Source organism: Bradyrhizobium yuanmingense (genome assembly GCF_025200905.1).
Lineage (GTDB): Bacteria > Pseudomonadota > Alphaproteobacteria > Rhizobiales > Xanthobacteraceae > Bradyrhizobium > Bradyrhizobium yuanmingense.
In genome coordinates, this window is the sequence record NZ_CP104173.1 from 903,235 (window position 1) to 921,557 (window position 18,323).

Below are 18,323 nucleotides of genomic sequence, written 5' to 3' on the forward strand. Positions count from 1 at the left end.
CAGGCCATCACTATCGGTCACAGGCGCAGCCGTGAGAATAGGTCACTTGGGATTGGTGTCTTTGTAGATGATCCCGTCCTTCATGATGACGACAAGCTTATTTGCGGGGTCCTCGATGAGGCGAATGTCTTCCAGCGGATTGCCATCGACGAGCAGGAGATCGGCCAATGCGCCTTCCTCGACCACTCCGATCCTGCCGGGATAAGGATTCCGCGCTCCGGAAAGCGCGAGCAGCTCTCCATTGGTTGAGGTCGCCATCGTCAGCGCTTCCGCCGGCGTGAACCACCGCGTGAGGTCTACGATGCCCTGACCCTGATGCTCGGCCAGTGGCTTCGAGAAGAGGATATCTGTTCCAAAGGCAGTCTTGATCCCAAACTTCTTGACGAACCCGTACACGGTGTCCGTTCCCGCAACAACCTGGCGCATCTGCGCCTGTTGGGCGGGGGGGAGCATGGCTGCGCCGCCGAGGTCTACGAACGGCTGAGTGCTCAGCCAGATTTGCTTTTCGGCGATGAGGCGTGCAGTCGGTTCATCCATGAGATGACCATGCTCGATCACTTTGACGCCCGCGGCGATGGAACGTCGAATTGCGCTCGGTGTATATGCGTGTGTTGCAACATACGTCCCCCAATCGGTGGCGGTTTCGACGGCCGCGCGCAAGTCCGCTTCGCTGAATGTGGTCACATCAAGTGGGCTGAAAGGCGAGGCGACGCCTCCCCCTGCCGTCAGCTTGACCTGGGACGCGCCCTGCATGAGCTGTTCGCGCACGCGCTTGCGGACCTCGTCGGGATCATCCGCGATGATGCTTCCGCCGAGCTGTTCGACGCGGCTTGTTCCGCCCTGACTTTGCGGCAGCTCCCAAAGCTCGCGGAAGTCTCCATGGCCGCCGGTGACCGTGATGACGGCTCCCGATGGATAGATGCGAGGACCCGGGACGAGACCTTCATCGATCGCGCGTTTGAGTGAGAAGGTGGGGCCGCCCATGTCCCTGACTGTCGTGAATCCGCGCATCAGTGTCGCTGTCGCTTCCGCGCTCGCCAGCAGCGTCGTATATCCGAGGTCGCTCGACAGCATCTGCGCGGGTGTCGGACGGACCATCATCGCGTGCCAATGCATGTCGCTGAGCCCGGGCATCAGCACGCGTCCACCGCCTTGTATGACGCGGGCGTCCACGCGACGATCGGTTGGAATGGGAGCGGTCACGATCCGCTCGATGATGTTTCCGCGGATGACGACATTCGATGGGACGGAAAGCGTCTGGCTCTTCCCGTCAAAGATGCGCACGTTCTCGAAGACGGTGACTGCAATCCGCTCTTGCGGCTCTGCCGGCGTGAGAAAGGTGCACGTCGCAACAATGATCGTGGCACACTCGGCTATCCGCATTTGCAGTGTTCCTTCCTAGCATGTCGTATTCTCTCGCCAGCGGCGCGGAGCCCGGCGGGAGTTGTCACGCCGCACACGAGTTCGTTCCGATTCGCTCGACCGACGACCATCGGACCGTGACCATTTGGCGAGAGCCATTCATCAGAATATTCGTGGCAAGGTCGGGTCCCTATGCTGTTACATTCGACTTGCGCCAGCTTCCGCTTGATGTGAGCTCCGTTGCACCAAAGGACCCGCGTAGAAGTACGTTCCGCGGATTGAACGGGATCCCCGAGCCTTCCAGTCCGCCAGCTTAGAGACGCCGTCTGTCCCGTACATTAGGGATTCTCTGTACACCGGCGGAGCAGGAATCGGGGTGCCAACTGTGGAAATAGCGCTCTATGAAAGCTCTACCCGGGTAAACTTGGTTCAATTTTCTGCGCAGCTTACTAATAATCTCTCGTAATCCGGCAGCGTACTCCTCAATCATCGAAGTAGCTCATCTAAGCCAGACGACATTCTTTCGTTACGTTCTATGTTTTTGTTAGGATCGGGCATTCTTAGCCGCTTTTGATTGTGCCTTTCGCGCGCTCCCGTATGCGCTGGAAGGTGACGTAGAGCATCGGCACCAGGAAGATCCCGATCGAGCTTGCTGCGAGCATACCAGCGAAGACAGCGGTGCCCACTGCTCTGCGGCTCAGCGCGGCAGCTCCGGTCGCAATGACCAGCGGCAGAAGGCCGAGGATGAACGCAAGTGACGTCATCATGACCGCACGAAAACGCATATGGGCACCCTGAACCGCGGCCTCACAGATCGGGATACCCGCCTCCCGCTGTTCCCTCGCAAACTCGACGATCAGGATGCCGTTCTTGGCGGCAAGAGCGATCAGCACAACGAGGCCGATCTGGCCATAGAGGTCGAGATTGAGGCGCGCAATCATGATGCCGAAATAAGATCCGAGCACACCGACGACCACCGACAGCAGCACCGGGATCGGGATCACCGTGCTCTCGTAAAGTGCGACCAGGAACAGATAGGCGAACATCACGGCCAGCGCGAGCACGATTCCGGTCTGACCTGCCGCTCCCTGCTCCTGAAAGGCGGTGCCGGTCCAGGCGAAGTCGTAGCCGGACGGCAGAACGGCGTCGGAGATCTGCGCCATCGCGGATAGCGCGGTGCCCGAAGAGGTCCCCGGCGCAGGGCTGCCGTTCACCGTCACGGAACGATGATTGTTGTAGCGAGTGATGACCTGCGGCCCGGTTACGACCATGACGTCGGCCAGCGCCCGCATCGGCACCATCTCGCCTTTGTTGTTGCGCACGTAGATCCGCCAGATATCCGAGACGTGGGCGCGATCGGATGCGTCGCCCTGAATGTTGACCTGCCAGGTGCGTCCGAACAGGTTGAAGTTGTTGACGTAGACGCCGCCGAGCGTCGCCTGCAGCGCAATAAAGATGTCATTGACCGCGACGCCTAGCGCTTGGGCCTTTCGCCGGTCGACGTCGAGATAGAGCGACGGATTGGTCGCGGTGAAGGTCGAGAACACCCGCGTGAGCCGCGAATCGGCGTTGGCGGCGCCGATCAGGGCGTTTGTCACGCTCGAAATCGCGGCTGGGCCCTGTCCTTCCAGAGCTTGAAGCTGGTACTCGAATCCGCCGCCGGTGGAGAGGCCGATGATCGGCGGCAGGTTGAACGGCAGCACATTGGCTTGTCGTACCTGGGCACCGGCTGCGAATGTCCTGGAGATTAGCGCCTGCGCCGAGTCTGCGGCCGCTGTCCGGTTGGAAAATGGCTTGAGCCGCGCCACCACCAGTGCGCTGTTCGATTGGGAGACGCCATCGAGCAGTGAAAAGCCGATCACCGCGAGCACGTGATCGACGGCCGGCATCTGTTTCAGGACGTCTTCGATCTGGCGGGTAACCTGGCTGGTGCGTGCGACCGACGCGCCGTCCGGGAGCTGCACCGAGGTGAAGAAGGCGCCCTGGTCCTCCTCCGGCAGGAATCCCGTCGGAGTAATGATCGAGACACCGAAGACGCCGGCGGCGAAGACGGCAACCAGCAGCAGCGAGAGCGCGGCCCGGCGCACGAGGTAGCGGACGCCGTTGCCGTAGCGCTCGCGCAACCAGTCGATGCCGCCGAGTACACGTCCGATGATGCCGCGGGGCCGTCTGCCGTGGCGCATCAGCAGCGCGCACAGTGCAGGGGATAGCGTCAGGGCGTTCAGCGCCGAAATCAACATTGCGGCGCTGATCGTCACGGCGAACTGACGGAACAACGTGCCCGAAATGCCGGGAATGAACGCGATCGGCACGAACACGGAGAGCAGCACCAGAGTGATCGCGATGATCGGCGCGGTGATCTGGGTCATGGCTTTCTTGGTGGCTTCGGCTGGAGCCAGGCTTGGTTCCGCCGCCATGACGCGCTCGACATTCTCCACGACGACGATGGCATCGTCGACGACGATGCCGATGGCGAGGACCATCGCGAGCAGCGATACCGTATTGGCCGAATAGCCGAACGCGAGCAGAACTGCGAACGTGCCGATCAGGCTCACCGGTACTGCGATGGCCGGGATCACCGTCGCACGGAGACTACCGAGGAAGATATAGACGACCAGCATCACGAGAACGAAGGCTTCGGCCAGTGTCCGCAAGACCTCCGCGATCGTGTCCCGAACGAAGCTCGTGGAATCGTATTGGACGAGATAGCTCAGTCCAGGCGGAAATCGCGTTGACAGCCGTTGCATCGTCTCGGCCACCGCTCGCGCCGTGGTCACCGCGTTCGCTCCCGGCGCAAGGTAGACTGCGATTGGAACGGCGGCGCGCCCGTCGATCCGCGCCTCGCTGTCGACGTTTTGCGCACCGATCTCGACGCGCGCGACGTCTTTCACCAGCAGCGAGGATCCGTCGGGATTGGCGCGTAGCACGATGTTGGCGAATTGATCGGCGCTGGCGAGTCGGCCGAGGGTCTGCACGTTGAATTGGAACTGCTGATCGTCGCTGATCGGCCGCGCGCCGATGCGGCCGACGGCAGCTTGGACGCTCTGCGCGCGGATCGCGGCAATCACGTCCGACGGGGTCAAGCTGAGGCTGGTGAGCCGCTGCGAATCGAACCAGATGCGCATCGAATAGTTCATCTTTGCGAACAGGTTCGCTTGGCCGACACCCGGCGTGCTCGCGATCGCGTCCAGCGCGTTGATGATGGCGTAGTTGGTGATGAAGAGGGGATCCTGCTGGCCGTCGGCGCTGTAGAGCACGAGGAACTGCAGGATCGACGAGGATCGCTTCTGCACCCTCACGCCTTGCTGCTGCACCTCCGTCGGCAACTGCGACAGGGCGCTCTGCACGCGATTATTGACGTTGACCGTGTTGATGTCGGCATTGGTGCCATGCGCGAACGAAATGGTGAGCGTGTAGCTGCCGTCATTGCCGCTTGTTGATTTCATGTAGAGCGCGCGGTCGACGCCGATCACCTGCGCTTCGAGAGGCTGGGCGACGCTGCTTTCCACGACCTCGGCGGACGCGCCTGGGAAGGTCGCGGAGACGGTCACCTGCGGCGGCACGATATCCGGAAATTGCGCCACGGGAATTTGCGTGAGTGCCAACGCGCCGGCAATGGTGATGAGAAGTGCGATCACTATCGCAAGGCGCGGACGATCGACGAAGACGCCCGATATCATGGAGTGCGGTCCGCGGCGTGGGGCCGGATCGGAGTGCCGCGGCCGCTCCGCGGTGGCGCCTCGCTCGCTGCGCCGTCCATGCTCGACCGCAGGAGTGCGCTTGCTGCATCCGGAGCGACGGTCTGACCCGCGCGAACCCGCTGCAACCCTTCGGCGATCACCTTGTCGCCGGCAGCAAGCCCGCCGATGACGGCGGCAATTGTTGCGGTCGATTGTCCGAGCTGAACGCGCCGCTCCTCTGCCTTATTGTCCTTGCCGACGACGAGAACATAGTCGCCGCGCTGGTCGGACAACACCGCCGCGCGTGGGATCGCAAGTACTTCGATCGGCTGGACGCCTTCGAGCAGAACGGTGACGAACTCGCCGTCGGTCAGCTCGTGCGCGGTCACGCCTGCGGCAGACGGGGCGCGCAAGATCGGGTTGGCAATCTCGCCGCGGACCATGATCGTGTCGGTATTCTGGGCGATGCTGTTGTCGACGAAGTTCAGTCTGCCGGACTGACCGTACATACGGCCGTCCGGCAGCCGCAGCCTGATCGTCACCGCCTCGAGACCGCCTTGTGGGAGGTACCGCTCGCGCAGCTCGAGCCCCTCTCGCAGCGGCACCGGGAAAGTGACGTGCATCGGGTCCTGGCTGACGATCGTGGTCAGCACGCCGGAGGAGGGCCCGACGATGTTGCCTTCGGTTACCGCCGTGCGACCGATCTTGCCGTCGATCGGAGCATTGATGACGGTGTAGTCGAGATTGATTTGGGAGGCCTGGACCTGCGCCTGGGCAGCCTGGACCTGGGCCTGTAAGCTGCGCTGGGTGGCGAGCGCGGCGTCATAGGTCGATTGCTGCCCGGCCGGCCCGCCGAGAAGGGTGTGCGCGCGCTCCGTCGTCAGCCTGGCGTTTTCCAGCATCGCCTCGAGTTGCGCCACCTGCGCCTGCTTGGCTGCGAGATCGGCCTCGAATGGGCCGCGCTCCAGCCGATAGAGCTGGTCGCCCTTTTTGACCTCGGCACCCTCGTTGAACAGCCGCTGCTCCAGAGCGGCGGTGACACGGGCCGTCACGTTGACCCGGTTGACCGCCTCAACTCGGCCGAGGAACTCGTTGCTTTCGGTGATCAGCCGGCGCGTTGCCTCCACAACGCCGACGGCAGGCGTGGAAGGCGTCGGCTGGGTCCGGACAGTCCCGCCGATCGAGACCGTAACCAATCCTGCCGCCAGTAATCTGGTCGCGACGTCAGCAAGGTTCATGGTCCGCTCCGTGTTCCAGAGCTCCGAACGCCGACGTCACTTCGTTCGGCGTCTGGCGGACTGCATTACTCGCGCTGCGTCCTGTTGCTGCGGGCTGGTTCGTCGTAACCTTTGCGATGGCTGTAGAACATCAGCGCGATCAGGCCGCAGCCTAAGATCAGGATGAGAATCACGGCTCCGGTCAGGATGACGTTTCCATAGAGGGGCATCGGCGTCGATCGCCAGACCGACACGCAAAACCAGCTCGCCCCGACCAGCAGACCGGCCAGCAAGGCGGCGATCGCCCATTGGTTCCTGTCGCGCATCGTTACCTCCATCAGCTTCGCAAGGCTTCGGAGACCCGCCTAGACCCAACGCCATCCGCAGCGGCGTCGGCCGCGATGCCACCAGCAGACCCAGCGCCGGTGGCGGCGACGGCGCGGTGGAGGGCCCCAGCCGGGTCGCGGAGGCGGTCCCCACTGCGTCTTGATCAGTTCTGATGACGTGGTGGCGCGTCGCGGATCTGGATCGATCGGCAGCGCTTCGGCAACGTCGATCAAGCGCACGCCGGTGGCGCCGATCGCGGCAGCGGCAAGGGCGCTCGTTGCAAAGCCTAGGAAGGCTCGGCGGCTGGAACCAACCATGTGTCGTCCTCCTCTGTCACGTAGTCGATCGCAGCGATTGCAGGGCGTAGAGCAGCCATGCGAGGCCATGTGAGATCAGGTCGACGCCGAGCAGGAAGCCGAGCGCCCAGACGCTAATGTCCGGGAAGCCGAACAGGATGAGCACGCCGGCGACGATGGCGAAGACGCCAGAGATCAGCATCATCCAGCCGTTCTGTCGCCAATAGGCGAAACTCAGCACGCATCGAACGACGCCGGATGCGAATAGCAGCGCGCCGAGGAAATAGGTCAGGATCAGTGCACCCGACACCGGCTGGGTGAGAAGGATCAGGCCGAATGCGAGGTAGAGCGCACCGAGAATGATCCGCCACAGGAAACTGCCCCAACCCTTTGTCCAGAACGCATGCGCGATCTCGAAGGCGCCGGCAGCGATTGCGGTGAGCCCAATGAACTTGACACTGATGATCGTGGCGAAGGCGAGATCGCCGAGGGCGAGGAGGCCGGCGGCGATCAGGACAATTCCGAGGAGAGCGCAAGCCCATAGCGGTGGGGCACCCAGCGTGTTGAGATCGTCGCGGCTGTCGTAGACGGTCATGCGAACCTCCTGGGTGCTCACGCTCCGATCGACACGCCTTCGATCCTAGACTTGAACCAGCAGGTCCAACATCGGACGAAACCCGGAGTTGAGGGGCGGGAATATTCTCATTCCAACTTGTTGCGACCTTTCCTGAGCGGACACGGCTCATCGCGGTCCGCGCGGGCCCAGTGTCAGATGGGTCACGCCGGCCGCGAGATTGAGCCCGATCGAGCGTTCGATCGAGATCGGCTGGAGCATGATGCTCCTGCGCGAGCCGCCAATCAGGACGTTGGCGCCGAGGCCGGGGCCTAGAGCGAAGTTGCCACTCGCGCCCACATAGCTGCCGCGCAAAGTGCCGGCACCAATCCGCGAAGTCCTGGCGAACACGGCCCAGGACAGCGTGCCGGCGCTGGTCACGCCGAGATCAAGGCCGAGGCGTCTGATCCGTCCCTCGTAGATGTAGCGGCGGGCAGGGCGCACCCCATCGAACACGCAGCGCAGCGACTGCGTCGATCCGAGCACCAGTCCAACGCGTGGCTCCGAGAAGCATAGCAGCCTGCCTATTCTAAATCTCTCGGCTCCTGCGGGCGAGGGAATCGTCAACAGCACCGCCACTGCGCCGACGGCCGCGAGATATGGCAATTGTCGCATTCAAGCCTCCGCCTGGTGCTTTGTTTCGGTCGGCGCCCGCGGCGGGCCGCCGTCCCGGCGCAGCCAGAACGAAATGGCCAGCCCGATCAGCAGCACGGCGCCGAGCAGGAAGAAGAAGATGGATTGCTTCAGCCACGAGATCGCCGGGACGGCTGCGCCCATTGCAAGGCCGAGAAAAGCGATCTGCAATGACAACAGGCTGATGCCTGCGAGGAATGTGCCGAGCGCGAGCAGCGTCAGCAGGACGAGACCGGTTGCCGGCGTCGGGAGCAGTTGCTGAACGCCGGAGACCAGGATGATGTTCATCGTGATCAGGACGGCGATCCAGTGCAGCGCCTGGGTCCAGATCAGACGAATCTGGCCCTCCCTGCCTCCGATCTCCGGCCATTTGGTGATGACGCAGACCACCCCGATCGCCAGCGCCAGGAATTCCCAATAGCCGATCAGCGGCTGGTGCGAGACGTTGGTATAGGCAACTCCTGCGATGGCGAGCAGCAGCGCGACGGCGTACGGAAGCTGCTGCCAGACAAGACGCCCCATTCCCGAGCGAGCCTGTTGAGGCACGTGGTCTTCACGCTGCTGTGCATCCGTTTCGCTCATGGCTGCTCACCCAGGATTGGGGGATCGGTCGTTGCCGGTTCGATCCTGTCTCCGAGATAATCCTCGACATACAACCTGATGATCGCCACCCGTCCGACCGCGACGAGCGGCATCGCGAGCGCAATGCCCATGACGCCGAACAAGGCGCCCAGCAGGACGATGGCGACCAGGGTCCAGGCTGGCGGGGTCTCGACCGCATGCCGCTGAATCAGCGGGCCGATGACGTAACCTTCGATCGACTGGATGATGGTGTAGACCGCGACCGCCCAGATCAGCGGCGAGGCTCCGAGCGGCATCGCAACGAGCGCGATCGGGATCGCGGCGACGATTGGCCCAAGATAGGGGATGAAGTTCGACAATCCTGCCTGCAATCCGAGAACGAATGGGCCAGGCAGGCCGATGAGGTAAAGGGCAAGCCAGACGAAGAGCGTCATCAGGATGATGCGGATCAACTGGCCGACGAACCACAGCCGCATCACGGTGCCCATCTCGTCCATCACCTCGCGCGCGCGGGCCCGGTAAGATTGCCTGACCAGCACGACCACGCTGTCGCGGTAGCTGATGGGATCGAAGGCGAAGAGAATGCCGAGGAACAAGATCACGAGCACGGCGGTCAAAAGGCTCGAGGCGCCGCCGAGCAGGAATTGCGCATGGCTGAGGAACCGACCCTGGTCGGCGAACAGCCACTGCGCGAAGTCACGCCCCCATTCCGGGCCGAGCAGATCCACGCCATAAGACAACAAATGCTCTTGCAGGATGTCGACCTGGGCATCCATGACTTTCAGCAGCACACGCGTCTGCTCCGGCAGCTTACCGGTCCCCCAGGCCAGCCCGAAGCCTGCCAGCGCCGACAGCAGCAGGAGAACGAGCGTCAGACGCCAGACGCGGCTGAGAGGAAGAACCGGCGCCAGAGCCCGGGCTGCGGCATCGAGAAAGGCTGCGAAAAGCACGCCAGCGAACACGATCAAGAGACTCGATACCGTTTGCCAGACCAGGAAGAGGGCCACGGCCACGACGAGCACAGTGAGGCCGATCGCAAGCAGGCTCGGTCGTCCGGATTGGACCGAATCGTCGATCGGGCTCTCATTCCGAACGAGGCCGCGGACCCGCTCGGATCCGACCCTGGCGTCGCTCATCGATCGGTCCGCCGTCATGTGGTCACGCCTCACGAGCGAACGCGGCGGCTGCCAAAATGCGGATGCTTGCCGCCGCGATGACGCCAATAGCGATGCTTGAATGGATTCGTGTTGGTGTTGATGTTGGGCCTCGCATCGCCCGGGGCGGCCGTGCCGGTTTGCTTCGGCGCGGCCAGGGTATCGTCCTTCGGCTGAGCCGGGGAAATGCTTGACGGCAGAGTGGCGGCTACGACTGCGGTGAGGAACAGGGTACGATAGTTGATCCACATCTTCATCCTCGCCTCCATGCGGTCAGCGACAATCGGTCAGATCGAGATGGCTCCGACGGCCAGGCCGTAGATTCCGATTCCTGCGGCGATGGCCACGGCGCCGAACAGGAGGGACTCGGCCGGCTTGAAAAGCCGTTCCTTGCGTTCGCGCCTGGCGATCAGGAACAGCAGCGTTCCCGGTGCATAGAGGATCGCGGACAGCAGGAGAAATTTCGCCCCGCCGGCGTAGATCATTCCCGCCGCGTAGAGCGTCGCGACGGCCGCGAAGATCCCTTCGCGGGTACGGGCGCGCTCGCCGGAAGCATAGGCCTCACCGGTCCATGCGAGCCTCAGGCCGTAGGCCGCCACGAGAAGATAGGGGACCAGCGTCATTGCGCTCGTCATCTTCAGGGCGAGCGTGAAGGCATATTCGGCGAACCAGCTCACAAGGAGAAACGTCTGGATCACGCAATTCGTGAGCCAAAGCGCACCGACAGGAACCTTGTGAACGTTCTCGTGAGCCAGAAAGGCGGGCATCGTGCGCTGAATGGCCGCCGAGTGCAGGATCTCGGCCGCAAGCAAGGACCATGACAGGTAATTGCCGAGAATCGAGATCAGCAAAGCGACGCTGATGAACACGCCGCCCCAGCGGCCGACCATGGCCTCCATCACGCCTGCCATCGATGGTGTCGGCAGGTCCGCGAGCCCGCTCCGCGGCAGGATGCCGTAGGACAGGAGTGTCACGAGCACGAGAAGGCAGAGAACGGTGAGAAAGCCGGTGACCGTCGCGATACCGATGTCGTCGCGCCTTCGTGCGTAACGCGAATACACGCTCGCGCCCTCGATGCCGACGAAGACGAACACCGTGAGCAGCATCGTGCTGCGGACCTGGCTCAACACCTGCCCGGCGTCGGGCTCGGTCGTTCCCCAGAAATTGTCGGAGAAAAGCCCGCGGTTCAGGGCGACCGCAGCCACCACGATGAACAGCACGATGGGGATGATCTTCGCGAACGTCGTGGCCGTGTTGAGCGCGGCAGCTCCCTTGATGCCGCGCAGCACCAGAATATGGACGCTCCACAGCAGCACGGAGGCCGAAGCGATGGCTACCGGCGTGGTGCCGTCGCCGAACGCGGGGAAGAATTGGCCGAGCGTGGCCTTGATCAGGATGAGGCAGGCGACGTCGGCTAGACAACAGCCGATCCAGTAGCCGGCGGCGGACGCAAAGCCGATGTAGTCACCGAAACCGGCTTTGGCATAGGCGTAGATGCCCGCATCGAGCTCCGGCTTGCGCCGGGATAGCGATTGGAACACGAAGGCCAGAGTCAGCATGCCGGTGCCAGCAATCATCCAGGCAATGATCGCTCCCAAAGCGCCGGTGGTGCGCCCGAACTGAGCCGGCAATGCGAAGATGCCGGAGCCGACCATCGACCCGATCACCAGGGCGATCAGCGCATTGCGCGAAAGCTTCTGATCGGCCTCGCTTGTCGAAGCAGCCATGATGGATGCCTTCCGATCCGAGGCGGCTGCATTCGCGGCCTCCCTCCCGGAACCTTAGAGCCGCCTCCCGCGTGCGCACATCAGGGATTGTCTGTAGGAAGAGAGGCAGGAAATCGGTGGCCGCCGATTCAGATATCGCCACGGGAAGCGGCGGTGTCGTGCTCGCCCTTGTGCCAGGACGTCGGCAACGTATCCCGCGCGACCAGCACGACGCTGCCACGGAAGAGCTCGCCGGACTTGGCGAGTTCGGCGGCCAGGCGCCTGGCATGTAGGACGGCCGCATCCTGCTCGCTAAGATCGCATCCGATCGTGTCGGGCGAGACGCCGTAGCGATCGGTGATATGGAAGAAGAAGCGCATGCCTCCGGTTAGGTCATCGCGCCTCCGGTCTCCAGTGACAAAAGCGCAAGGTGCCTCAGTCAAAAGTCTTACGACCCCGAAGCAGGTTCCAGTCTTACGGATCGGCAATCAGCGCCATGCCGTCCCCATTCAGGCAAGAGTGGTTTTCACCTGATGTCTTCGGGTGATTGTCCGATGTTGTTCCGTCGAAGCAGAGCCTAGCGTGGTCGCGCTTTAGGGGGCTGCACAGGAGGATGCGATGTCGAATCTCGATCAGAACTTGGCGGCGACAGACGTCGTCGGCGGCCGGATCACCGTGGATGCCGGACTGCGCCAGTACATGTTGCGGATCTATGGCTATATGGCCGCGGGTGTCGCCCTGACCGCCGTCGCCGCCGGCCTGACCTATCAGGTCACCGGCCCCGCGCTGCTGCAGAGCCCGCTGATGTGGGTTTTCATCCTGGCGCCGCTTGGGTTGGTGTTCTTCCTCAGCTCGCGCATCGAGACATTGTCAGTGCCAACCGCGCGCCTGCTGTTCTTCCTCTATGCTGCCCTGGTCGGTATCTCGCTCTCGATCCTACTACACATCTACACCAGTTCGTCGATAACCCGCGTCTTCGTGATCGCTGCTGCAATGTTCGGCGGGCTCAGCATCTTCGGCTACACGACCCGGCGCGACCTTTCGGGACTGGGTACCTTCCTGTTCATGGGGCTGATTGGGATCATCTTCGCGAGCGTCGTCAACCTGTTCCTGTGGTCGACTGCGCTCGACTGGCTGATCTCGATCGTAGGAGTCGGCGTGTTTGCCGGCTTGACGGCCTATGACACGCAGCGGATCAAGGCGATGTACGACAGCGCGGATGACCAAACCGCTTCGGGGCGAAAGTCGGTCCTTGCCGCGCTGTCGCTCTATCTCAATTTCCTCAACCTGTTCCTGATGCTGCTGCGTCTTGCGGGCGGCCGCCGTTGAGAAGGGAAGGGCGGCGGCTCAGGCCGCCGGCCGCTCGACCGTGCTGGCGAGGGCATCGCGCAACGCCTTTTCCTTCGTCTCGTCGAGGGAGGTCTTGAGTACGACGCCGCCCGCGTCCTTGATCTCCCTAATCACCTTGTCGGCGGTCATGTGCTTGATCAGGACGAACAGGGCGGCGTTGCCGGGCTGAAGGCTGGCGGAGAGACTCTTCATGAAGGCATCGTCGATTCCGACGTCCGAAAGAGCGCCGCCGAGTGCACCCGACGCTGCGCCTACGGCAACTCCGAGGATCGGATTGAGAAAGAGGACACCGATTAAAAGGCCCCAGAAGCTTCCCGTCACCGCGCCCATGGCGGTCGTGTTGACGAGTTGGTTGAGCTTGATGCTGCCCTGGTCCGTCTTTACGGCGATCACGGCGTCACTGATCGTGATCAGATATTCCTTCTGCAGCCTGAGCAATTGCTGACGCACTTCCTCGGCCTTCGCCTCGGACGGATATACGATGGCGACCAGATCTGACATGAAGACCTCCCGTTGGAGCATGCAAGCGGACCCGAGGAAGCTACCGCGCGAGAGCTGCCTCAGGGGATCGGAGAAAACCCTCGGTCCCGGTGGGGAATGTTCCGAATGAGATTGGACGCTGTAGACTGCGTCCCGAAGGGGCGGCGCAAAGTGAAATTGCTGGCGCCGCCCGATCGATGCGACCTCGGCGATCAATTGCGGCATCTAGCGGCGCGGATTGGGGACGCAGGTGCCGGACCGCCCGCTCACCGACGCGCGGCATTGGGCACGAGTGTCATACATACAGGTCAGCGTTCCCCTGAACTTTCTGCACCATGCCAGATCCTGCGCTTGTCCTGGCGTCCACGAGCCCATGGCACTGAGCGCAATGAAGACGGCAGCGGAGAGCAAAGCCAGCTTTGTCATCTTGGTTTCTCCTGGTCGTTGAGCAATCACGTCGAGCCGCGGATCGCAGGCTCGTCAAACCCGCGCCGCGGCTTTGACGAAGGGATCGCATGCGCCGCAACGGCGGCAGCTGCAGGCTTATGCACCGTCTGCGCGCTTGGGCTATCGGGTGATCGCCTGACTTCGCTGCCGGAATCTTTCGGCTCCGCCGGATGTTCGTTCACGATTGCACCCGCGGATGCTCAGTAGATTTACCGATACAAGCGGGATGAATTCTCCGCAAAATCCTCAGCGGCACGGATGGGTCGATTCATGCAGCTGCGGTCACTGAGCACGACGCTTGTTGCAGGGGTTTCTGCGCTGCTGCTGGTCGCCTGTGAGAGGGAGGCGGCGACGGTCTCCCTGCCGACGCCGGCGCGTCCCGTCCGCACCATGACAGTCGAGAAGCGGGATCAACTCACGCCCCTCACATTTTCCGGCCGCATCGAAGCCGAAGACGAAGTGAATCTGGCATTTCGAATTTCCGGTCGGCTGCACTCGAGCGACATCCGGCTCGGTGAGCGCGTCGAGGCCGGCCAGCTGTTGGCGCAGCTTGAATCGCAGGACCAACTCAGCGCGTTGCGGCAGGCGCAGGCCGCCCTTGCCGCAGCTCAGGGCCAGCTCACTCAGGCACGCAATCATTTCGAACGCCAGCAGACTCTGTTGGCGCAGGGATGGACCACGCGCGCCAACTTCGAGGCCGCGACGCAGGCGCAACAGACTGCGCAATCGAATGTTGAAATGGCCGAAGCTCAGTTGAATTCCGCCCACGACCAGGTCAGCTTCACCGAGCTGCGGGCCGATGCACCGGGCAAGATAACCGAAACGGGGCCCGCCGCCGGAGAGGTCGTCCAGGCCGGACAGACGATTGCGCGGATCGCGCGGCAGGATGGCCGAGACGCGGTCTTCGACATGCCGGCTCAATTCGTCCGCGCGGCACCGGCCAATCTGCTGGTGAGCGTCAGTCTGACCGACGATCCAGCGGTGACCGCGGAAGGGCGTATCCGGCAGGTTGCCGCGCAGGCCAATCCGGTTACGCGAACCTTTGAGATCAAGATAGGACTTCGTGATCCCCCTGCCGCGATGCGGCTGGGGGCGACTGTCACGGGGCGCGTCGAGATGAGCGCCGGACCAATGATCGACATTCCGGCAACGGCGCTGACCAGGATGAATCGCCAGCCGGCGGTCTGGATCCTGGATCCCGCGACGAAGACGGTCGCCATCCGCAATGTCGACGTCTTGAGGTTCGATCAGGCGCAGGTGATCATCTCGCAAGGTTTGGACATAGGCGAGGTCGTGGTGACCGCGGGCGTCCAGGCACTTCATCCGGGTCAGCGGGTGCGCGTCCTTGGGTCGGAGCCATGACCGGGCTCAACCTCTCGGAATGGGCGCTCGGGCGCCGCTCGCTCGTCATTTATCTGATGATTGCCGCCGTCATCGCCGGCGTGCTGTCCTATCTGCGGCTGGGCCGGAACGAAGATCCTGCATTCACCATCAGGACTATGGTTGTTCAAGCGGCCTGGCCTGGAGCGACGGCCGAAGAGACGATGAAGCAGGTGACCGAACGGCTCGAGCGGCGGTTGCAAGAGACGCCACATCTGGACTTCCTGCGCAGCTTCACTCGGGCCGGTCTCACCACTATTTTCGTGAACTTGAAGGGGAGCGCCAACGCAAGGGACGTCTCCGATACCTGGTACCAGGTGAGGAAATCCATCGGGGACATCCGTCACACGCTGCCGGTGGGCATCGTGGGACCAGCGTTCAATGACGATTTCGGCGACACGTTCGGGATCATCTATGGATTCACCAGTGATGGATTTACCCAGCGCGAGCTGCGTGACCGGGTCGAGGCGGTCCGCTCGCGTCTTCTAGACGTGCCCGATGTCGCGAAGATCGAACTGCTGGGTGCGCAGGACGAAGTGATCTTCGTCGAGTTCTCGAAACGGCAACTCGCAAGTCTCGGGGTCGATCGCACGGCTCTGATCGCCGCCCTGCAGGCACAGAAAGTCGTGAGCCCGGCCGGCACCATCCAGACCGGGACCGAGCGAATTTCGTTTCGGGTGTCCGGGGCGTTCCAGTCGGAGCAGGACATTGCCGACATCAACTTCAGCGCGGGCAGTCGCACGCTACGTCTGAGCGATCTCGCGACGGTACGGCGAGGCTATGCCGATCCGCCGCAACCGCTGTTCCGGGTCGGCGGTCGTCCAGCGATCGGGCTCGCGATCGCGATGCGCGAGGGCGGCGATATTCTCGTTCTCGGCAGGAACATCAAGGCGGTGATGGCAGAGATCACGGCCGATCTGCCGATCGGAATCGAACCGAGCCTCGTGGCCGACCAGGCCGTCGTGGTGGACAAAGCGATCCGCGAGTTCATGACCTCGCTGGTGCAGGCGATCGCGATCATCCTCGTCGTGAGCTTCATCAGCCTCGGCGTTCGGCCGGGCCTCATCATCGCACTGGCTATTCCGCTTACGCTCGCGATCGTGTTTCCCAGCATGGAACTTCTTCGCGTCGATATGCAGCGAATTTCACTCGGCGCTCTCATCATCGCGCTCGCGCTGCTGGTCGACGATGCCATGACGACGACGGACGCCACGCTTAATCGGTTGGCGCTGGGCGACGGCAAGCTCGCGGCCGCGGCCTACGCCTTTCGCACGCATGCATTCGCCATGCTCACGGGCACACTCGTAACGATCGCCGGGTTCATTCCGGTGGGCTTTGCAGCCAGCGCGGCCGGCGAATACACGTTCTCGCTGTTTGTGGTGGTTACGATCGCTCTCCTGGCGTCGTGGTTCGTCGCCGTCATCTTCACGCCGCTGCTCGGCGTCGCTATCCTCGCGCCGCCCAAGACCACAGCCGATGCGCCGGGAATGGCCTTTCGCCTGTACCGGCGCTTCCTGGTCCTGGCGATCCGCGCCAAATGGCTGACGATCGGCGCGACGGTTGCGCTTTTTCTCGCTTCTGTGCTCGCGCTTCCGCTGGTTCCGCAGCAGTTCTTTCCATTGTCCGACCGGCCGGAACTTCTTGTGGACATCGGCCTGCCGCAGAATGCATCGATTTACGCCAGCGAGGCGGCGGCCAAGCGCCTCGATCAAGTACTGACCGGTGATCCCGACGTTGGTCATTGGAGTACCAATGTCGGGCGCGGTGCGATCCGCTTCTATCTGCCGCTCAGCGTCGAGCTGCCGAATGACTTCTTCACCCAGGCGGTCGTTGTGGCCAAAGACGTCGCGGCACGCGAGCGCCTGCATGCCAAGCTGGAACGGTTCCTTGTGGAAGAATTCCCGAACGCCATCTCCTCGGTTTCGCCGCTTGGGCTCGGTCCCCCCGTGGGATGGCCGCTGCAGTATCGCGTCAGCGGTCCCGACGTCGAGCTCGTGCGTGACATCGCGGTCGAAGTCGCGCGGATCGTCGGCTCCGATCCGAGGGCCAAGAGCCTCAATTTCGACTGGATGGAGCCGGATCGCCAGATCCGCGTTCGCGTCAACCAGGATGAGGCGCGCCGTCTCGGCCTGAGCTCGCAGGCGATCTCAATCGTTCTGAACACCGTGATCTCCGGCCTGCCCGTGACCCAGGTGCGGGACGATATCTACCTCGTCGATGTGCTGGCCCGCGCAACGGACGAGCAGCGCGTCTCGCTGCCGAGCTTGCGGACGCTGCAGGTGCCGATCCCGGGAGGGCAGACCGTTCCGCTAAGCCAGTTTGCCACCTTCGAATACGGTCAGGAGTTTCCGCTGATCTGGCGGCGCGATCGCATGCCGACCCTGACGGTGCGGGCCGCCGTTCCCGACGAGATGCCGCCGGAGACGGTGGTCAATCGGCTGGCTCCCGCTATCGCCAAGCTGAAGGCCACTCTGCCGCGTTCCTACGATGTCGTGGTCGGCGGCACGGTGGAGGAGAGCCGAAATTCGAGGTCGTCCGTGATGGCAGTCGTACCGATGATGTTGTTCGTCATGTTTACGGTGCTGATGGTGCAGCTGCAGAGCTTCCCGCGACTATTGATGGTCGTTAGCGTCGCGCCGCTCGGCCTGATCGGCGTCGTCGCGGCGCTGCTCGTGTCCGGGCGGCCGCTGGGCTTCGTCGCCATCCTCGGCGTGTTGGCGCTGCTTGGCATGATTAGCAAGAACGCGGTGATCCTGATCGGGCAAATCGAGGCGGAGCGCTTGCAAGGGAAGGGGCCCTGGCAGGCGGCAGTGGATGCAAGCAGCTCCCGCTTTCGTCCGATCATGCTGACGGCCGTCTCAACCGTACTCGGCATGATCCCGATAGCGCCGACCGTCTTCTGGGGGCCGATGGCCTTTGCGATCATGGGCGGCCTGCTCGTCGCAACCGTTCTAACTCTGGTGCTGCTGCCGACCTTGTATGTCGCCTGGTTCGGCGGGAAAGAAATGGCGCCAGCTTCCGATGCTTCCAGCCCGGCGCGAGGGTAATCCCGGACAGCGACTAGGTAATCACCTGATGGGCCGGGCCGAGGCCACG

17 protein-coding genes are annotated in these 18,323 nt (G+C 63.0%); 3 read left to right on the forward strand and 14 right to left on the reverse strand.

What is annotated here, in order from left to right:
• Window positions 1-42: 42 nt before the first annotated feature.
• The 12 genes from N2605_RS04355 to N2605_RS04405 form a co-directional block, all read right to left on the reverse strand.
• On the reverse strand, window positions 43-1,383 hold the full coding sequence (locus N2605_RS04355; RefSeq protein ID WP_109145134.1) for a metal-dependent hydrolase family protein: 1,341 nt from the start codon (window positions 1,381-1,383) through the stop codon (window positions 43-45).
• 539 nt (window positions 1,384-1,922) lie between these two features.
• Window positions 1,923-5,042, reverse strand: a complete 3,120-nt coding sequence (locus N2605_RS04360) for an efflux RND transporter permease subunit (RefSeq protein WP_225189091.1) — start codon at window positions 5,040-5,042, stop codon at window positions 1,923-1,925.
• Window positions 5,039-6,280 (reverse strand): efflux RND transporter periplasmic adaptor subunit, encoded by a 1,242-nt coding sequence (locus N2605_RS04365; protein WP_074448100.1) that lies wholly within the window; start codon window positions 6,278-6,280, stop codon window positions 5,039-5,041. The genes N2605_RS04360 and N2605_RS04365 overlap by 4 nt, the downstream gene beginning before the upstream one ends.
• A gap of 65 nt (window positions 6,281-6,345) precedes the next feature.
• The gene (locus N2605_RS04370; protein ID WP_063822473.1) at window positions 6,346-6,585 is read right to left on the reverse strand and encodes a hypothetical protein; all 240 of its coding nucleotides are present in this window, start codon (window positions 6,583-6,585) and stop codon (window positions 6,346-6,348) included.
• Between the two features lie 39 nt (window positions 6,586-6,624).
• Window positions 6,625-6,972 carry a twin-arginine translocation signal domain-containing protein gene (locus tag N2605_RS36440; protein ID WP_425248833.1) on the reverse strand — a complete coding sequence of 116 codons (348 nt, stop codon included), beginning with the start codon at window positions 6,970-6,972 and terminating at the stop codon, window positions 6,625-6,627.
• Window positions 6,920-7,477, reverse strand: a complete 558-nt coding sequence (locus tag N2605_RS04375) for an HdeD family acid-resistance protein (RefSeq protein ID WP_260345919.1) — start codon at window positions 7,475-7,477, stop codon at window positions 6,920-6,922. The genes N2605_RS36440 and N2605_RS04375 overlap by 53 nt, the downstream gene beginning before the upstream one ends.
• Window positions 7,478-7,624: 147 nt before the next feature.
• Window positions 7,625-8,110, reverse strand: coding sequence for a DUF992 domain-containing protein (locus N2605_RS04380; protein WP_128262852.1), 486 nt, complete (start codon window positions 8,108-8,110; stop codon window positions 7,625-7,627).
• Entirely contained in the window at window positions 8,111-8,710 is a 600-nt protein-coding gene (locus N2605_RS04385; RefSeq protein WP_225189094.1) for a hypothetical protein, read from the reverse strand. It abuts the gene before it with no gap.
• The gene (locus N2605_RS04390) at window positions 8,707-9,846 is read right to left on the reverse strand and encodes an AI-2E family transporter (protein WP_192893330.1); all 1,140 of its coding nucleotides are present in this window, start codon (window positions 9,844-9,846) and stop codon (window positions 8,707-8,709) included. The genes N2605_RS04385 and N2605_RS04390 overlap by 4 nt, the downstream gene beginning before the upstream one ends.
• A gap of 29 nt (window positions 9,847-9,875) precedes the next feature.
• Window positions 9,876-10,121, reverse strand: coding sequence for a hypothetical protein (locus N2605_RS04395; protein ID WP_225144724.1), 246 nt, complete (start codon window positions 10,119-10,121; stop codon window positions 9,876-9,878).
• A 30-nt stretch (window positions 10,122-10,151) separates the two neighbouring features.
• Entirely contained in the window at window positions 10,152-11,591 is a 1,440-nt protein-coding gene (locus N2605_RS04400) for a basic amino acid/polyamine antiporter (protein ID WP_260345920.1), read from the reverse strand.
• 128 nt (window positions 11,592-11,719) lie between these two features.
• Window positions 11,720-11,950 carry a DUF6894 family protein gene (locus N2605_RS04405; protein WP_260345921.1) on the reverse strand — a complete coding sequence of 77 codons (231 nt, stop codon included), beginning with the start codon at window positions 11,948-11,950 and terminating at the stop codon, window positions 11,720-11,722.
• 238 nt (window positions 11,951-12,188) lie between these two features.
• Here N2605_RS04405 and N2605_RS04410 point away from each other — a divergent pair, with 238 nt between their 5' ends.
• Window positions 12,189-12,899, forward strand: a complete 711-nt coding sequence (locus N2605_RS04410) for a Bax inhibitor-1/YccA family protein (RefSeq protein WP_225128689.1) — start codon at window positions 12,189-12,191, stop codon at window positions 12,897-12,899.
• A gap of 18 nt (window positions 12,900-12,917) precedes the next feature.
• Here N2605_RS04410 and N2605_RS04415 read toward each other — a convergent pair whose 3' ends face one another.
• Window positions 12,918-13,421, reverse strand: a complete 504-nt coding sequence (locus N2605_RS04415) for a DUF1269 domain-containing protein (protein ID WP_260345922.1) — start codon at window positions 13,419-13,421, stop codon at window positions 12,918-12,920.
• A gap of 204 nt (window positions 13,422-13,625) precedes the next feature.
• A complete protein-coding gene (locus tag N2605_RS36445) occupies window positions 13,626-13,826 on the reverse strand; it encodes a DUF3551 domain-containing protein (protein ID WP_081494582.1) in 201 nt (66 codons plus the stop codon).
• A gap of 291 nt (window positions 13,827-14,117) precedes the next feature.
• Between N2605_RS36445 and N2605_RS04420 the strand changes: the two genes are divergently transcribed.
• Together N2605_RS04420 and N2605_RS04425 are read left to right on the forward strand one after the other, a co-directional pair.
• Window positions 14,118-15,209, forward strand: a complete 1,092-nt coding sequence (locus tag N2605_RS04420; RefSeq protein WP_260345923.1) for an efflux RND transporter periplasmic adaptor subunit — start codon at window positions 14,118-14,120, stop codon at window positions 15,207-15,209.
• On the forward strand, window positions 15,206-18,274 hold the full coding sequence (locus N2605_RS04425) for an efflux RND transporter permease subunit (protein WP_260345924.1): 3,069 nt from the start codon (window positions 15,206-15,208) through the stop codon (window positions 18,272-18,274). The genes N2605_RS04420 and N2605_RS04425 overlap by 4 nt, the downstream gene beginning before the upstream one ends.
• The last annotated feature ends 49 nt before the right edge of the window (window positions 18,275-18,323 follow it).

Coding starts and splice junctions, on each gene's coding strand:
- N2605_RS04385 (WP_225189094.1), bottom strand. CDS start 8,710: ATGAGCGAAACGGATGCACAGCAGCGTGAAGACCACGTGCCTCAACAG.
- N2605_RS04370 (WP_063822473.1), bottom strand. CDS start 6,585: ATGCGCGACAGGAACCAATGGGCGATCGCCGCCTTGCTGGCCGGTCTG.
- N2605_RS36445 (WP_081494582.1), bottom strand. CDS start 13,826: ATGACAAAGCTGGCTTTGCTCTCCGCTGCCGTCTTCATTGCGCTCAGT.
- N2605_RS04410 (WP_225128689.1), top strand. CDS start 12,189: ATGTCGAATCTCGATCAGAACTTGGCGGCGACAGACGTCGTCGGCGGC.
- N2605_RS04365 (WP_074448100.1), bottom strand. CDS start 6,280: ATGAACCTTGCTGACGTCGCGACCAGATTACTGGCGGCAGGATTGGTT.
- N2605_RS36440 (WP_425248833.1), bottom strand. CDS start 6,972: ATGGCCTCGCATGGCTGCTCTACGCCCTGCAATCGCTGCGATCGACTA.
- N2605_RS04380 (WP_128262852.1), bottom strand. CDS start 8,110: ATGCGACAATTGCCATATCTCGCGGCCGTCGGCGCAGTGGCGGTGCTG.
- N2605_RS04400 (WP_260345920.1), bottom strand. CDS start 11,591: ATGGCTGCTTCGACAAGCGAGGCCGATCAGAAGCTTTCGCGCAATGCG.
- N2605_RS04405 (WP_260345921.1), bottom strand. CDS start 11,950: ATGCGCTTCTTCTTCCATATCACCGATCGCTACGGCGTCTCGCCCGAC.
- N2605_RS04390 (WP_192893330.1), bottom strand. CDS start 9,846: ATGAGCGACGCCAGGGTCGGATCCGAGCGGGTCCGCGGCCTCGTTCGG.
- N2605_RS04375 (WP_260345919.1), bottom strand. CDS start 7,477: ATGACCGTCTACGACAGCCGCGACGATCTCAACACGCTGGGTGCCCCA.
- N2605_RS04420 (WP_260345923.1), top strand. CDS start 14,118: ATGCAGCTGCGGTCACTGAGCACGACGCTTGTTGCAGGGGTTTCTGCG.
- N2605_RS04425 (WP_260345924.1), top strand. CDS start 15,206: ATGACCGGGCTCAACCTCTCGGAATGGGCGCTCGGGCGCCGCTCGCTC.
- N2605_RS04355 (WP_109145134.1), bottom strand. CDS start 1,383: ATGCGGATAGCCGAGTGTGCCACGATCATTGTTGCGACGTGCACCTTT.
- N2605_RS04395 (WP_225144724.1), bottom strand. CDS start 10,121: ATGAAGATGTGGATCAACTATCGTACCCTGTTCCTCACCGCAGTCGTA.
- N2605_RS04360 (WP_225189091.1), bottom strand. CDS start 5,042: ATGATATCGGGCGTCTTCGTCGATCGTCCGCGCCTTGCGATAGTGATC.
- N2605_RS04415 (WP_260345922.1), bottom strand. CDS start 13,421: ATGTCAGATCTGGTCGCCATCGTATATCCGTCCGAGGCGAAGGCCGAG.